General features: G+C 66.5%; 14 protein-coding genes and 1 pseudogene. 6 read left to right on the top strand and 9 right to left on the bottom strand.

Translation table 11 applies throughout. The features are described 5' to 3' along the window. Window positions 1-37 precede the first annotated feature (37 nt). On the bottom strand, window positions 38-550 hold the full coding sequence (locus ZAL01S_RS08445; RefSeq protein ID WP_066082209.1) for a pyrimidine dimer DNA glycosylase/endonuclease V: 513 nt from the start codon (window positions 548-550) through the stop codon (window positions 38-40). Window positions 551-629: 79 nt separating this feature from the next. Here ZAL01S_RS08445 and ZAL01S_RS08440 point away from each other — a divergent pair, with 79 nt between their 5' ends. Continuing rightward, window positions 630-2,138, top strand: a complete 1,509-nt coding sequence (locus ZAL01S_RS08440; protein WP_066082207.1) for a D-alanyl-D-alanine carboxypeptidase/D-alanyl-D-alanine-endopeptidase — start codon at window positions 630-632, stop codon at window positions 2,136-2,138. Between the two features lie 36 nt (window positions 2,139-2,174). Next, entirely contained in the window at window positions 2,175-2,774 is a 600-nt protein-coding gene (locus tag ZAL01S_RS08435) for an isochorismatase family protein (RefSeq protein ID WP_066082205.1), read from the top strand. An 11-nt stretch (window positions 2,775-2,785) separates the two neighbouring features. Here ZAL01S_RS08435 and ZAL01S_RS08430 read toward each other — a convergent pair whose 3' ends face one another. Next, a complete protein-coding gene (locus tag ZAL01S_RS08430; RefSeq protein WP_066082203.1) occupies window positions 2,786-4,798 on the bottom strand; it encodes an ABC transporter ATP-binding protein in 2,013 nt (670 codons plus the stop codon). A gap of 429 nt (window positions 4,799-5,227) precedes the next feature. Here ZAL01S_RS08430 and ZAL01S_RS08425 point away from each other — a divergent pair, with 429 nt between their 5' ends. Continuing rightward, entirely contained in the window at window positions 5,228-6,427 is a 1,200-nt protein-coding gene (locus tag ZAL01S_RS08425) for an LLM class flavin-dependent oxidoreductase (RefSeq protein WP_066082201.1), read from the top strand. 35 nt (window positions 6,428-6,462) lie between these two features. Next, window positions 6,463-7,134 (top strand): FMN reductase, encoded by a 672-nt coding sequence (locus ZAL01S_RS08420; protein WP_241179829.1) that lies wholly within the window; start codon window positions 6,463-6,465, stop codon window positions 7,132-7,134. A 29-nt stretch (window positions 7,135-7,163) separates the two neighbouring features. Here ZAL01S_RS08420 and ZAL01S_RS08415 read toward each other — a convergent pair whose 3' ends face one another. Genes ZAL01S_RS08415 through ZAL01S_RS08405 form a run of 3 tightly spaced genes read right to left on the bottom strand, consistent with a single transcriptional unit; the run spans window position 7,164 to window position 8,946 of the window. Next, complete coding sequence (locus ZAL01S_RS08415) at window positions 7,164-7,520, bottom strand: hypothetical protein (RefSeq protein ID WP_066082197.1); 357 nt, start codon at window positions 7,518-7,520, stop codon at window positions 7,164-7,166. Between the two features lie 32 nt (window positions 7,521-7,552). After that, window positions 7,553-8,203 (bottom strand): GTP cyclohydrolase II, encoded by a 651-nt coding sequence (ribA, locus tag ZAL01S_RS08410; protein ID WP_066082195.1) that lies wholly within the window; start codon window positions 8,201-8,203, stop codon window positions 7,553-7,555. Then, window positions 8,200-8,946 (bottom strand): polyprenol monophosphomannose synthase, encoded by a 747-nt coding sequence (locus ZAL01S_RS08405; RefSeq protein WP_066082193.1) that lies wholly within the window; start codon window positions 8,944-8,946, stop codon window positions 8,200-8,202. The genes ribA and ZAL01S_RS08405 overlap by 4 nt, the downstream gene beginning before the upstream one ends. A 266-nt stretch (window positions 8,947-9,212) precedes the next feature. On the opposite strand from ZAL01S_RS08405, the gene ZAL01S_RS08400 reads away from it, so the two are divergent. Further along, a complete protein-coding gene (locus tag ZAL01S_RS08400) occupies window positions 9,213-10,076 on the top strand; it encodes a type IV toxin-antitoxin system AbiEi family antitoxin domain-containing protein (protein WP_110467157.1) in 864 nt (287 codons plus the stop codon). 250 nt (window positions 10,077-10,326) lie between these two features. Here the strand turns inward: ZAL01S_RS08400 and trpS are convergent, their stop codons facing one another. From trpS to ZAL01S_RS08380, 4 genes are read right to left on the bottom strand one after another with little or no spacing between them, the layout of a single operon-like run. Beyond that, window positions 10,327-11,337 (bottom strand): tryptophan--tRNA ligase, encoded by a 1,011-nt coding sequence (gene trpS, locus ZAL01S_RS08395; protein ID WP_066082189.1) that lies wholly within the window; start codon window positions 11,335-11,337, stop codon window positions 10,327-10,329. A gap of 14 nt (window positions 11,338-11,351) precedes the next feature. After that, window positions 11,352-12,197 carry an exodeoxyribonuclease III gene (locus ZAL01S_RS08390; RefSeq protein WP_066082187.1) on the bottom strand — a complete coding sequence of 282 codons (846 nt, stop codon included), beginning with the start codon at window positions 12,195-12,197 and terminating at the stop codon, window positions 11,352-11,354. 29 nt (window positions 12,198-12,226) lie between these two features. Continuing rightward, complete coding sequence (locus ZAL01S_RS08385) at window positions 12,227-12,595, bottom strand: hypothetical protein (RefSeq protein WP_066082185.1); 369 nt, start codon at window positions 12,593-12,595, stop codon at window positions 12,227-12,229. Then, window positions 12,595-13,968, bottom strand: coding sequence for a DUF6177 family protein (locus ZAL01S_RS08380; protein WP_066082183.1), 1,374 nt, complete (start codon window positions 13,966-13,968; stop codon window positions 12,595-12,597). Before ZAL01S_RS08380 ends, ZAL01S_RS08385 begins: the two co-directional genes overlap by 1 nt. Window positions 13,969-14,485: 517 nt before the next feature. Here ZAL01S_RS08380 and ZAL01S_RS08375 point away from each other — a divergent pair. Next, window positions 14,486-15,264 (top strand): annotated as a pseudogene (locus ZAL01S_RS08375) (hypothetical protein); the annotation flags it as partial.

The raw sequence follows: 15,264 nt of genomic DNA, 5'->3' as shown, positions 1-15,264 counted from the left end.
GCAGAGTCTGCGTCGCCGGTCGCCTGGGGCCTGGGTGCTAGCTCACCCGTTCCCAGGCGGCGACTGCTCCAGGCACGACGACGAAGAGCGGGTGCGCACGAATCGGTACACCGTCGAGCCGCGAGAGATCGCCGGGTGAACGCGTCATGAGCTTCGCGCGCAAATGTTGCGCCTCGTAGTCGAGCTGCCCACGCGTCACCTCAATCGGCGGAATCGTCGCGTCGTCCGGGCAATTCCGGCGGTGGGCAGTGTTGAACGATTCGGAGGCCGCTGACACAGCGTCGCTACCCAGAAGCACGTCGGTACCACGTTCGATGCGGCTTCGGTCGAATCGATAGCCACGAGCAGTGGCCTCGTCGTGCACCGCGAGCAAGTAGCTCACGATCGCGGCGTGCGGCTTCGGGCACGCACGAAATCGCTCGAGCTGCGGATGATTCCGGTACCCCGTCGTGCGCTCAAGGATCACCGCCTGCGCGAGAAGCCCCTCACGCCACAACGCAACTAGGCCCTTCCCGTCGAGGTGGGCAGGATGCAGTGACCAAAGGCGCATGCACTGAGCCTAGAGGCCGCCCGTCAGTCACTTCGAACGCCTAAGATGCGAGCGCCTCACCGATCCTTTGGAGCAGCACGTGTTCAACCCCCTCCGCCGCGTTCGCAAGCAGGACCGCGAACGCGCGAGCACGCAGGGGTACAGCTCCGAAGCGAAGCAGGCCGCGCGAGAAGCCGAACGTCGAAAGCAGCAGCGTCGCGACGAAGCCCGACGCGTCCCCGTGTGGAGGAAAGCCGCAGGCGGGGCCGCAGCGCTCGCGCTCGCCGCGCTCGGGTTCCTCGGCGGAGGAGCCGCAGGAGCTGTCGTCACCGCGGCAGACCGTGCCCAGCAGGCACCCATCACGAAGACCCACGCCCTCGTCTCCGACACCCCGAACAACCCCGCAAGCGCTGACGGCTACCGCACCTGTTCGATCGAGGCGCTCTCGCACAAGGCGGAGGCGCTCGAGTTCCACGGCTACGCGGTCGACACCGCCACCGGCCAGGTCCTTGTCGATGACCGTGGCGAGCAGGCCAACGCGCCCGCGAGCGTGATGAAGCTGCTCACCGCATCCGCCGCACTCGCGACGCTCGGCCCCGACCATCGCATCCCCACCCGCGTGTATCAGGGCGCCGACCCGAGCGAAGTGGTGCTCGTCGGCGGCGGCGACCCAACCCTGTCCTCCCTTGCCCCCGGCATCCCGAGCTACTACTCCGGTGCGACCGCGTTCCTCAGCGACCTCGCCGAGCAGGTGAAGACCGCCCGCAGCAAGGACCCCGCCCTGAAGGACGTGAAGATCTCACGAATCCTGATCGATGACAGCCTCTTTGACGGGGATTGGAACGAGAACTGGCACCAGGACGACCGCACGAACGGCTACATCAGCCCCGTCACCGCACTGCAGGTCAACGGTGACCGAAAGGATCCGAAGGTCAAGCATTCGCCCCGCAGTGAGAAACCGTCGATTGCAGCAGGTGAAGCGTTTGCCGAGAGACTCGGCGTCCCCGTCACCGAAGTGAAGGACGGTAAGCCCCCTGAGGGGGCGACGCAGCTTGGTGAGGTGCTTTCGGAACCCGTGTCGGCACTCGTCGGCTACATGCTCCGCGACTCCGACAACACGCTTGCCGAATCACTCGCGCGCCTCACCGCGATCAAGCGAGGTACCGGCAACACCTTCACCGCCATCCACCCGGCGATCAAGCAGTCGCTCAAAGACCTCGGGCTGGACGTCGAAGACATGACGATCACGGATGGTTCTGGACTCAGCGGCAACACGCGCCTTCGCCCGCGCCTTGTCGTCGAGCTCTTGCAGGTCATCACCTCCGGCATCGGCCACCAGCAGCCGATCCTTGACGCGCTTCCCGCGAACGGTGGTGCCGGCACACTCGACAAACGGATGACGAACCTGCCGATTGGTTCGATCCGAGCGAAGACCGGCACCCTCAACCAGGTGCTCGGCCTGGCCGGGTATCTTCACGGCGACCAGGGGACGGAGATCACCTTTGCGTATTTCGTCGTGGGCGATCCGACTTCGAAAACCAACCAAGACGCGCTCGACGCTATCACTGCGGCCACCTACAACTGCGGTGAGGACCTCGCCGGCTGGTAGCGTCCGAGTAGAGCACCGCGCCGATCCGGAGGGACCATGACCCGCGCACTCATCATCGTTGACGTCCAGAACGACTTTACTGAGGGCGGTGCATTGGCGACCGACGGCGGCGCAGCCGTCGCAGCAGCCATCACCCGGCACCTTAACGAGGACGGCGACCGCTACGACCTCGTGGTCGCCACACGCGACTGGCACGACGCTGACGGTGACAACGGCGGCCACTTCGCGGCCGAGGGGACCGAGCCGAACTTCGTCGACACCTGGCCTGTTCACTGTGTCGCGGGCACGCCGGGTGCTGAATATCACGAGTCGCTTGAGACCCGGCACATCGACATCCACGTGGTGAAGGGGATGGGGGAGCCCGCCTACTCAGGATTCGAAGGAGCCACCTCCGACGGCGAGACGCTCCAGGCGGTGCTCGCCGACGTAGGAGTGGACGAGGTGGATGTGGTGGGGATCGCCACCGACTACTGCGTGAAGGCGACAGCGCTCGACGCCTGTCGCGCGGGGCTTCAGGTGACCGTCATCCACGACCTCACCTCGGCGGTTGCCGACGCGACGCGGGACGCGGCGCTCACGGCGCTGCAAACGCACGGCATCACCGTGACGACGCTCGCGGAACTTGCTGCCGCATAACGTACGGGCGGCTACTGGCGGAGTGACCGCCCCGGGACGAGCAACTGGTGCTCGGCGAGGCGCCGATACAGCGGTGTCGTCGTCACGAGTTCGCTGTGACGTCCACGCCCAACAACGCGGCCACCGTCCATGACGACAATCTGGTCGGCATCCACGACGGTCGACAGACGATGCGCGATGACGATGACGGTGCGACCCTCAGCGACGCGGTCAAGGGCATCCCGCATGAGCGCCTCGTTCTCTCCGTCGAGTGCCGACGTGGATTCGTCAAGCAGCAGAATCGGGGGAGCGGCGAGCAGGGTGCGTGCGATCGCGAGACGCTGACGCTCACCGCCCGAAAGCATGACTCCCGCCTCGCCGACTTGCGCGTCGAGGCCTTCGCGGGAGCGGTCGAGCACCCGCGCGAGATTCACCTCACGGAGTACCGCCTCGCACTCGTCGTCGGTCGCTTCGCGCTTGCCGAGCAGGAGGTTGTCGCGGAGCGTGCCCGCGAGCACCGGCGCATCCTGCTCGACGTAGCCGATGTGCGTGCGCAGCTCGGAGCGGTCGATGCGCGTGAGATCGACCCCGCCGAGCGTGATCGCGCCAGCCGTCGGGTCGTAGAAGCGCTCGATGAGTGCGAGCGTCGTCGACTTGCCGGCGCCGGAGGGGCCAACAAGGGCGGTGCGCGTGCCGCGCGGCACCGAGAAGGTGACCTGGTCGAGGACAAGCGGGGCCTCCACCTCGAGTCCGGCATCCGCCCGGAAGAGGGTTTCGTCGAGGGTCGGTGCGGCGGCGCCCGGGCGGCCGCTGCCCATTGTGCGCTGGAGGGAATCGAGGCGCTCGATCGCAGCCTCGCGTGCGCGCTGCGCGTTCACGACGCTCGTCGGGTAGCGGAAGGAGACGCCGTCGAAGGCGATCGTCGCCGAGAAAGGTGCCGCATCCGTGTTTGCGGGTCCGCGGAGCGTGATCTTTGGGGCCGTGGTGTTTGCGGCGTCGAGTTCGTCCTCGGTGGGCAGCGCGAGCATCTCCTCGATGCGGCCGAGCGCGCCAAGCGCCGTGCTGACGGCCGTGACGGCGCCGAAGAACAGGCCGAGCGGCATGATCATCATGAAGAGGAACATCATGAAGGTGATGAGATCGGCAATCGAGAGGAGACCCGCCGCGACGCGGACACCACCCACGCCGAGCACGCCGATGAGCGCCGCCTGCACCGCGAATCCCGATACGGGCACGATGAACGCGGAGGCGGAAGCAACGTCGAGGCCGCGCTCGTACGCGGTGCGCGCCTCCCGCGAAATGACTGCCTCTTCACGTTCCACCGCGCCCGCCGCGCGAATCGTGCGCACGGAGGTGACCGCGCGCTCGACCGCGCTCGTCAGCGTGCCGAGCTGCGCCTGAGCTGCGGCGCTTGCGGTGCGTACCCGCAGCGCGAGGACTCCGACGAGCACCATTGAACTGCCAATGACCGCGACCGTGACGAGCAGCAGCACCGGGTCAAGGATGAGCATCGCGATGGCAGCACCGAGGAAGGTGAGCGAGCCGCCGGCCGCTTCGATGAGGCCCTGCGTGAGGACCGCGCGCAAGAGCGTCGTGTCGGCGCCGACACGTGAGACGAGGTCGCCGGTGCGCCGGGCATCGAACTCGGAAATAGGAAGCCGGAGCAGTTTCGCGATGAGGCGGCGGCGCGTGCGCAGCACGATCGACTCGCCCGTGCGCTGCAGGAGGTAGTGCTGAAGACCCTGGATGAGCGAGCCGATGAGCACGACCGCGAGCAGCGTCCAGATGATCCACTGCGGAACCTCGCCGTGCTCGACGTTCGTGATGAGGAGGTTCACGAGGAGCGGCTGCGCGAGCTCGAACCCGGCGAACACGACCGAGATCGCAATGATGGCGGCCATCATGCCGGGGTTCGCGAAGAGGTGGGCGAGGAGCTGACGGAAGGTGGCGCGAGGCGTGGCCGGGGCGGCCTTGGCGGCGCGCCTGCGGAAGCCGAGGGTGCGGGCACTGCGTTGTGCCGTCCGCGTCGTCGTGTCCTTGGCCATGCCGCTCCTTCACCTGCGTGAGACTCGAGCTACGAGGGTACGCCGTCGCCGCCGCGAGCGGAATTGGGGTCCGTGTGGTGGCGTGCACAAGTGCAGTGGATTTCGCTCAGCCCGTGGGGCGGGGCTCGCGGCCGAGGCTCGCGAAGCCCGGTATTCCGGGGCACCACGGCCTGCAGCCGCGGGCCCGCGCGAACCGGCACGGCAAATCCACTGCAGTTGTGCACACACGCCGCGGCGCCCATCGGCCGATTTGGGGGAGCGCCGCGTACGATCGGTGCCGTCCCAAGGGTTGTGGCGGATGCTGGTCGAGGCCGACACGCCAGCGAGCAGGTGGGAATACCTCACCGACAGCGGCGTTGAAGTCTATGAGTTCGCATAGAACGGGCTCGTGAGCGAGCCGGACTCCCCACCGGCACCCAAGGAGGAACCATGCAGTTCGGCATCATGTCGGTCGGTGACGTCACCCGCGACCCCACCACTGGGAAGACCCCGAGCGAGCACGAGCGGCTCATGGCGATCATGCAGATCGCACGCAAGGCCGAAGAAGTCGGGCTGGACGTCTTCGCGACCGGCGAGCACCACAACCCGCCCTTCGTGCCCTCAAGCCCGACGACGATGCTCGGCTTTCTCGCTGCCCAGACCGATCGCATCATCCTCTCCACTTCGACGACGCTCATCACGACGAACGACCCCGTGAAGATCGCCGAAGACTACGCGATGCTGCAGCACCTCTCCGGCGGCCGCAACGACCTCATGCTCGGCCGCGGCAATACCGGCCCCGTTTACCCGTGGTTCGGCTACGACATCCGCAAGGGCGTCTCCCTCGCGATCGAGCACTACCACCTGCTCCGCAAGCTCTGGCGCGAAGAGATCGTCAACTGGGAGGGCGAATTCCGCACCCCGCTCCACGGCTACACCTCGACCCCCGCCCCGCTCGATGACGTCCCCCCGTTCGTGTGGCACGGCTCCATCCGCACCCCGGAAATCGCCGAACAGGCCGCCTACTACGCGGACGGCTTCTTCCACAACAACATCTTCTGGAACAAGGAGCACACCCAGCAGATGGTGCGGCTCTACCGCGAACGATTCGAGCACTTCGGCCACGGCGCGGCAGAGCAGGCGATCGTCGGCCTCGGTGGCCAGGTGTTCATGGCAGAAACCGAGGCGGAGGCGAAGCGCATCTTCCGCCCCTTCTTCGACAACGCGCCCGTCTACGGCCACGGGCCGTCGCTCGAAGAGTTCACGAGCACGACCCCGCTCACCGTCGGCACCCCCGAACAGGTCATCGAACGCACCCTCAGCTTCGCCGACTACGCGGGCGACTACCAGCGACAGCTTTTCCTCGTGGACCATGCGGGGCTTCCGCTCGAGATCGTGCTGGAGCAGATCGATATCCTTGGACGTGAGGTCGTGCCGGTGCTGCGACGCGAGTTCGAGGCGCGACGTCCAGCCCACGTTCCCAGCGACCCGCCCACGCATGCGAGCATGGTCGCAGAGGGCCCGGATGCCCCGATTCACTTCGTGGAACCAGCCCGCGCTGCCGAAGAACGCGCCGAGCGTGCGGCCGCAGCTGCCGAGGCGGAACGCCTTGAACGCGTCCGCATCGAACTGCCCGGCCACGGCGCCTAGCCTGCCGAAACGAGAGGAACTTCACCGTGACGCGAATGATCGTGGTTGTCTCCGCAGGGCTCGGGACGCCGTCTTCCACCCGCCGACTCGCCGAACAGATGGCGAACGCGACCGATGCGGCCGTCACTGCGCGCGGTGAAGCCCTCGACGTCCACCACCTCGAACTGCGGGAGCTTGCCGGTGAGATCGCCCAGGCCTTCGCCACCGGCGGGCTGCCGACGCCAGCGCTCACACGGGCGAAGGACCTCATCGCTTCCGCCGACGGCATCATCGCCGTCTCGCCCGTGTTCTCGGGTAGCTACAGCGGTCTGTTCAAGTCGTTCTTCGACGTGATCGACCCGAAGTCGATCGCCGACACCCCCGTCCTGCTGGGGGCGACCGCGGGCACCCCGCGCCACTCGCTCATGATCGAGCACGCCATGCGGCCACTCTTCTCATACCTGCGCGCCGTGACCGTCCCGACCGCGATCTTCGCCGCGACCGAGGACTTTGGCGGTGGCGAAGCTGGCCGAGAGCTTGCTTCCCGCATCCAGCGCGGCGCGAGCCAATTCGCGGCGCTCCTCGTCGCCGAACCCGTCGGCGTCGACGGTTTTGTGCAGCGCGACGAAGATCGGCAGCAGCATCGCAAACTCCGCTCGAACACGAGCATCGCATCCGGTCCGACGGCCTTCGAAGCCCTCCTCAAACGCCACAACGGCGAGGCCTAAGCCCCGCCGTTGCGTGAAGTTCTGCTGGCCTAGGAATGCCAGGCGACCGCGATGATGACGTTCGCGAGCGTGAGCCCACCGATCGCGAAGAGTGTCCACTTCGGTGCGGTCTCCTTCTTGCGGAAGACGATCACGAGTGCCGTGATGATGAGCAGGATGAGGAACTTGATGCCGAGCTTCATGTGGTTGAGCTCGTAGTCAGCCGCCATCCCGACCGCGAAGAAACCGAGCGCCGTCACGAGCATCGTGAGCGCACCATGGAACATGCCGGGAAGGATCTTGCCCTGACCACGAGAAATGTCCTTCATCTGCACGAGGAAGCTCCCGAGGAGCGAGGCGAGGCCGATGAAGTGAAGAATCGTGAGCAGAGACCACAGGATTTCCATGCTCCGAGCCTATCGATGAAGCGTGTCGGGCGCTAAACCGGGTCGTTCTGGTGCGCGATGGTGTCCCCGTCGTCGAGGAACTGCTCCGAGAACATGTGCCCCATACGGGCGGCCTTCGTGCGGAGGTAAGCAGCGTTCGAGACATCGATGCCAACCTCGAGCGGGACACGCTCAGTGACCGTGACGCCGTGCCGCTCGAGCGCCTCCGCCTTCGCCGGGTTGTTTGTGAGTAGGCGCACGCTCGGGATGCCGAGGTCCTGCAGGATTTCGGCCGCCGCGACGTACTCCCGCGCATCCGCGGGCAGACCAAGCGCGAGATTCGCGTCCACCGTGTCCATGCCCTGCTCCTGCAGTGCGTACGCCTTGAGCTTGTTGAGCAGACCGATGCCGCGACCTTCGTGACCGCGCAGGTACAGGACGACGCCGCCGTGCTTGCCGATGAGGTCGAGTGCGGTGTCAAGCTGCGGGCCACACTCACATTTGAGGCTGCCGAGGGCCTCACCCGTGAGGCACTCGGAGTGGAGCCGGACGAGCGAATCGGGGCCGAGCTCGCCGGAGCAGAGCGCGAGGTGCAAATCGCGTGTCACGGTGTCGGTGTAGGCACGGACGTCGAGGAGGCCGTGGGTCGTGGGGACGTGCGTCGAAGTCTCGAACGCGATACGCGCTGTTGCGGTGCCGCTCATCGGCGGACCGCCCCAGCTGCGCGGCTCACGTCGGCGAGGCGCGAACCGAGGCCCCAGAAGAACACGCGCCAGACCGCTTCGATCACGATTGCCTTCGACATCTTCGAGGAGCCGAGTTCGCGTTCGACGAAGGTGATCGGGATCTCGACCACGTCGTATCCGCGGCGCTCAAACATCCACGCCGTCTCGATCTGGAAGCAGTAGCCGGCCGAGCGGACGCGGTCGAGCTTTGTCTCGGCGAGGGCCGCCGCGCGGTAGCCACGGAACCCTGCGGTGAGGTCGCGAAGCCTGCTGCGCAGGAGCACGCGGGCGTAGATGGAGGCGCCGCGGCTCAGGAGCTGGCGGTGGATCGGCCAGTTCTCGGTGCGGCCACCCGGCATCCAACGGGTGCCGATGACGAGGTCCGCGCCGTTGTCGAGCACATCGAGGCATGCGGGGAGACGGTCGGCCGGGTGCGAGCCGTCGGCATCGAACTCGAAGGCGTAGTCGTAGCCTTCGGCGATCGCGTGAGCGAAGCCAGCGAGGTAGGCGCTGCCGAGGCCGAGCTTGCCCGCGCGGTGCATGACGCTCACGCGCGGCTCGCGGGCGGCGAGCTCGTCGGCGAGTTCGCCCGTGCCGTCAGGGCTGGCGTCGTCGACGATGAGGACCTCGATGCGCGGATCGGCCGAGAGAACGCGGCGCACGATCATGTCGAGGTTTTCACGCTCGTTGTACGTCGGCAGGATGACGAGGGCGGTGCTCATTCTTCCAATCTATCCGGCTTGGGTGATCGTGAGGTGGCGGGCGCGTGCACAAGTGCAGTGGATTCTCCGCGGGCCGGGGGCGCCGGGCCCGTGGTCATGCGGATCGCGCCGGGCCCGAGCCGGCCCTGACGGTAATTTCACTGCAGTCGTGCACGCGTCGTTCCCGCACCCGGCCTGTGGAAACGCGCGATTCCACAGGAACTGGCCGCCGATCGAGTGGCCGCCCCCGCTTTCCCCGAAGCTCGCTCCCGAGCAAAGGGGGACTCATGACCACACCACACGATTGGCTTGCACGTCGAGGCGGCTACCTCGGCCAGATCTTCACCCGCGAGGAACTCCGGGAAGCTGGCATGAACTGGCGCGACATCGCAGCAGCGCTCTCCCGCGGTGACCTGAAACGCCTCAAGCGGGGAATCTACGCGAGCCCCGACACGCACCCGGTACTTGCCGCAGCAGCCTCAACGGGCTCACGACTCGCGTGCGCCACCGCGCTCGCGGCGTACGGCGTCTGGACTCGCGACGACCGGTGCCTGCACTTGCAGTGCAAGCGCCGCAGAGCCGGCCAGATCTCGCACTGGGCGCAGCTACCGTTCCCGGACGAGGTGGAGGAGTACGGGGTGGGGCTCCGGAACGCGCTTTGGCAAGCGGTGCAGTGCCTGCCGTTCGTCGACGCGGTGGCCGCGTGCGACAGCGCGCTCCACAGCGGACGGCTGAGCCTGAGCGAGTGGGAGGAACTCGTCGTCGCGCTGCCCGAGAAGTACCACCGCATTCTCGAGTGGGTGGATCCGCGCGCGGAGTCTGGGCTCGAGAGCGCGATGCGGTGCGTGCTTCGGCGGGACGGAATCGACATGCTGCCGCAACAGTGGCTCGGGGCGGGAACTCGCGTGGACGGGCTCGTTGGGCCGATCGTGGTTGAAGCGGACGGGCGGGAGTTCCACCTCGACGTCGCGCGTGACTACGAACGGGAGTTCCGGCTCGCGCGGCTCGGCCATGCGACGCTGCGCTTCACGTACGAGATGCTCTGGGAGCGCGCCGAGGAGGTCGCTCAAGCAGTGAGAGCCGTGCTCGAGCGGTGCGATCCGGGGTGGCTCGCGCGGAACTGCCAGGGATGGCGGGCGTATCCATGGTGAGGCGTCGCGGCGTAGGGCGCTCGGGGCGTGCACAAGTGCAGTGGATTTTCCGCGGCGGGGGAGTGGAGATCAGCGCGAAGCCCGGAATTCCGCGGAAGATCGGGCAGGCCAGGTCGAGCGGCGAGCAAATCTCCTGCACTTCTGCACGCACACCAGATCCCTCGAACGCTCAACGGGCATTCCCCACAGCGTTGGTCAGGCTGAGCCAGCGTTCGTCGGACTGACGGAAGAGCCGTCGCTCGGCGAAGCGTTAGCGGCCAAGCGGGCGCGGGAAGCCGATCCGTTCGTACACCGTCGCCAGCGTCGCCTCCGCGATCTCGCCCGCACGCTCGGCGCCACGGTCGAGGATTCGGTCGAGCTCGGCCGGGTCAGCGAGGAGCTCGTTCGTGCGTTCGCGGATGGGCGTGAAGGTTGCCTCCACGACCTCTGCGAGGCTCTTCTTGAGGTCGCCGTAGCCGCGTCCGGCGAACTCGGTCTCGAGCGAGGCGATGGTCTGACCGGAGAGCACCGAGTAAATCGTGAGGAGGTTCGAGACGCCGGGCTTTGCTTCTCGGTCGAAGCGGATCTCGGCGCCGGCGTCGGTCACCGCGCGCATGATCTTCTTCTTCGTCACCTTGGCGTCATCCATGATGCGCAGAAGGCCCGCGTCCGACTCCGCTGACTTCGACATCTTCGAGCTCGGGTCCTGCAGGTCGTACACCTTCGCCGACTCCTTCGGGATGAAGCCCTCCGGGACGCGGAAGGTGTCACCGAAGCGCGAGTTGAAGCGGTTTGCGAGGTCGCGCGTGAGCTCGAGATGCTGACGCTGGTCTTCGCCGACCGGCACGGCGGCTGCGTTGTAGAGGAGGATGTCGGCGGCCATGAGCATCGGGTACGTGAAGAGGCCGACGTTCGTGCCCTCGGTGCCGTGGCGCTGCGCCTTGTCCTTGAACTGGGTCATGCGGCTTGCCTCACCGAAGCCGGTGATGCACTGCATGAGCCAGCCGAGTTCTGCGTGGGCGGGGACCTGCGACTGGACGAAGAGGATCGACTTCTCCGGGTTGATGCCGGCGGCAATGTATTGCGCGGCGGTGGCGCGGGTGCGGGTGGCGAGGTCGGCCGGGTCGAAGGGGGTCGTGATGGCGTGCTGGTTGACGACGCAGTAGATCGCCTGGAACTCGTCCTGCATCTTCACCCAGTTGGTGAGGGCGCCGACATAGTTGCCGAGGTGGAGCGAGTCCGAGGAGGGCTGCATGCCCGAGAAGAGGAGGGGCTTGGTCATGGTGGTTGGTTCCTCTAGATCGTGTAGTCGACGATGACGGGGGCGTGGTCGGACCAGCGGGTGTCGTAGCTTGCGGCGCGGTCGATCGTATAGCCGCTGGCTCCAGCCGCGAGTGCCGGGGTGGCCATGTGGTAGTCGATGCGCCAGCCGGTGTCGTTGTCGAAGGCCTTGCCGCGCTGCGACCACCAGGTGTACGGGCCGTCGATCTCGCCAGCGGCGACGCGTCCGACGTCGATCCAGCCGTGGCCGGTGCCGATCGTCTCGTCGGCGCCGGTGATCTCTTCGCCGAGGGCGCCGAAGAATCGGTCGAGGTAGGCGCGTTCGCGGGGCAGGAAGCCGGCGCGCTTCACGTTGCCCTTCCAGTTCTTGATGTCGAGCTTCGTGTGGCCGACGTTGAAGTCGCCGGTGACGAGCACGCGGGCGTCGTCGCCTGCGAGCTGGGGGAGGCGCTCGGTCATGGCCTCGAGGAAGCGCCACTTTTCTTCCTGGCGTGGGGTGTCGACTTCGCCGGAGTTGACGTACACGGACACGACGGTGAGCGGCGTCCCGTCGATGTCGAAGTCGGCTTCAATCCAGCGGCCGGAGGAGTCGAAGTCGTCCGGACCAAATTCGTGTCGGTGTTCGACGATCGGGAGCTTGGAGGCGATCGCGACACCGGCGCGCCCCTTCGCGAGGGCTTCGTGGTTCACGACCGTCCACTCGTCACCGAGGAGCTTCACGAGGTCGTCACGGCTCGCCCGCACTTCCTGGATCGCGAGGATGTCCACTCCGCGGCCCTCGAGCCACTCGCCCATGCCCTTGCGGTAGGCGGCACGGATGCCGTTGACGTTGACGGACGCGATGCGGAGTGTGCGAGACATGCCCACCAGTGTAGGTCGGAGCGTCGGCGCTACTGGCCGTCGTCGAGCTGCGCGCGCGGCGTCGTGATGACGCGGCCGTCGACCATGTCGGCGAGACGCTCGACGAGTTCGTGCCCGAGGCCATCCGACTGGACGGGGGTCGTGGCGCTGTGGAAGAAGAAGTCGCGGCTTTCGTCGAGCTCTTCACCCGGGAGGATGCGGTCGAATTCGGCGGGTGCGAGGATGCGCACCGGCGCACTCACCGTGCAGACGATTCCGCCTTCGGGCGTGAGGACGGCGGCCGAGATGCCAGCGTCAATGCCCTGCACACCGAGCGGGCGCTGGGCGTTGTCGATGAGGCGGATGAGCTCGTCGAGGCCGATGGGCTTGCGGGAGACGATCGACAGTTCGCGAGGCATTAGGCCTGTCCTTCCTCGTCGCGGTGCGCAGCCTTGAACTCTTCCCAGCCTTCTTCGGGCGGGGGAAGGGTCGACTCTTCGATCTCGGTCTGTGCGGATTCGCGGAGCGCGTGGCCTTCGCTGGCGTGCTGTTCGACGACTTCGTTGAAGATGCTCGCTTCGACCTCGTCGGCCGTTTCAGCTGCGGCATCCTCGCCGGATGCGTCCGCCGCGTCGCCCTCAGCCTTGCCCTCGGCTGTTGCTTCTTCACGGCGCTGCTTGGCTTCCTTCTCGAGCGAGTCACTCCAGCCGGGGCCGAGGAGCGAGTCGAGGAAGTCGTCGCCAAACTCGGCGGCGATCTTCTCGGGGCCAAGCTCTGCCATCGCTTCGCGAAGCTCCTGGAAGTTCGCCGGGTCGATCGTCGAACCAAGGCCGATGACGAGGCCCGGCATGCGCGGTTCGCCCACGGTGAAGGCGTCGAAGTCTTCGACGAGGCGGCTCGAGTCGATCTGGAAGCTCGAAACACCGGGCGCACCAATCATGAGGGCCATCGGCACGAGCGGCATCTCGAGCGTCGAGCCCTTGAGCAGGTCGGCGCGGCCATATCGGGCGTGCGCGGTGGCCATGAGCGGCGTCGTCTCTTCGGCAACGAGGCCGAGGATGTCGGGCGCGGACTCGAGGCGCTCGGCGGTCTCCGGGCCATCCGTCGGGCCAAGGTCGACCGCGATCGAGAGGATCTCCTCGGAGCCCTGCTGGGTGGGGCGCACCTGCATCGTGGCGTTCAGGCGGCGGCCATCCTGACCGACGGCGTTCGCGATGATGTGCGGCACGGTGACGAGGCGGCCACGCGTCCAGTTGGCGAGTTCTTCGCCATCCCACGGCACCATGGCGGGCTCGTTCGAACCCCACGAGAGCTCGGGTTCGTCGAGGAGTTCTTCGGCGATGACTTCGATCGAGGCGCCGTAGTCGGCGGTTTCGACATTGCGCTGACGCAGCGAAATGTGGAGTTCGAGGATGGTGGATTCGAAGCCGGTTTCGCGGGCGTGCTCGTCAGCGAGCTCGAGCGCTTCGGGCGCCTCGAGCACTTCGGAGACGCGGTGAAGGCGGCGGCCGGTGAGCGCATCGCGCAGGCCGTGGCGTGAACGCACGACCCACTGAGCGCCGGCCATGTTCATCGCTTCGAGGTAGGCGCGAGTGAGGGCCGTGTGCTCGCCGGTGACGAGGATGCAGCGCTGCTTCTTCTGCAGGCACTGGCCGAGCAGGTGCCGACGCGAGCGGTCGAGATAAAGCACCTTGCGCGTGCTCTCAGTGACGACGTAACCCTCGCCGACGCGGTCAACGAGCGGGCTGAGCAGAGGATCCACGAGTGACTTGGCTCGCGATTCGTCACTCATTGGCTGTCCTCCTGCATGGTCGGTGTGGCACTTGTGCGCGCATCGTAGCGACTTCAGGCAACGTTCAAGCGACGTTCTCGTTCACCTGGATGGGGAGAAGTCCCCGCCTGGGTCGTGGGGACTTCTGCTCCCTGGCAATTCCTCTCTGCCTGCCCATCGTCGAAGACATCAGGGTGCGACTGCGGGCAACATGGCTACTGGAATGTTTGGCGCTAACTCCGATGAACTCCGCGTCATCGGTGGTGAGTTTGGTGCGACATCTGGAGTTCGACCGTCAGGCCGGTGACCAGGAGGACGCGAGCCAGCCGGGGAGCGGTCACGAGGGGTGACAACGCCGTCCGTCGGTAGGTGCGACGCCACGCTCGACGCGCCATTGGGGAGAATTCCCCGGTCATCGGGGACCACGCTCCGCTGGATGGGGACTTCTCCCCAATGAGTTTTCTCGGGGGAGTCCTTAGGCTTCCTCAGGTACCGATGTGAGGTCGGCTTGAGTCGTTGATTGAGGGGGATGCAGAACATGGCGACGGGAATGTTTGGTGCTCACCCGGACGAGCTTCGTGCTGTTGGTGGTGAGTTTGGTGTGGCCGCGGGGCTCCTCGACTCCAGTGCTGCGACGGTGGGGTCGGAGATCGCTGGTGTTCGGTGGCTTGGTCCGGACGCGATGCTGTACCGGGCGAATTGGGGGACGGTTCTTCCGAGTCAGTTGAGCGAGCTCGGCGGCGTACTCGAGATCGTCAATACGGATCTTGACCGTCAGGCCGGTGACCAGGAGGACGCGAGCCAGCCGGGCAATGGCAATGAAGGCTGCGCAAACTCGATCGGGAATGGTCTGAAGAACGCCGGCAACGCCATCGGTGGCTTCTTCAAGGGTCTTCTTGTTGACGGCATCTGGGAAGACATCAAGGGTCTCGGTGCGCTCGTGGGCATTGACGAGAACGGCTGGTCGTGGGAGACCATGAAGAACACCTGGCGGGGCATGGGTGGTCTTGTTGGGTTTGACCAGGACGGCAACTGGTCGCTTGGCACGCTTGGGAACACGTGGAAGGAAGTTGGGAAGGACTTCCTGGCGTGGGATATGTGGAAGACGGATCCGGCGGCGGCACTGGGCAAGGTGACGTGGAACATCGGCTCGATGTTCATCGGTGTTGGTGAAGCGAAGATGCTCGCGAAGGCCGGCGCTGTGTCGGACGCCGGTCGGGTGGCGAATGTCGCGGCGGATGCGGGGCGTGTGGCCGATGTCGCCGCTGACGCTGGCCGGCTTGCTGACGTTGCGGATGCTGCCGCGGATGCGGGTCG

The organism is [Zimmermannella] alba NBRC 15616 (genome assembly GCF_001570905.1).
GTDB classification, from domain to species: Bacteria; Actinomycetota; Actinomycetes; order Actinomycetales; family Microbacteriaceae; genus Pseudoclavibacter; species Pseudoclavibacter albus.
Note: the sequence above shows the minus strand (reverse complement) of the source record. Positions and strands in the feature narration are given on the sequence as shown.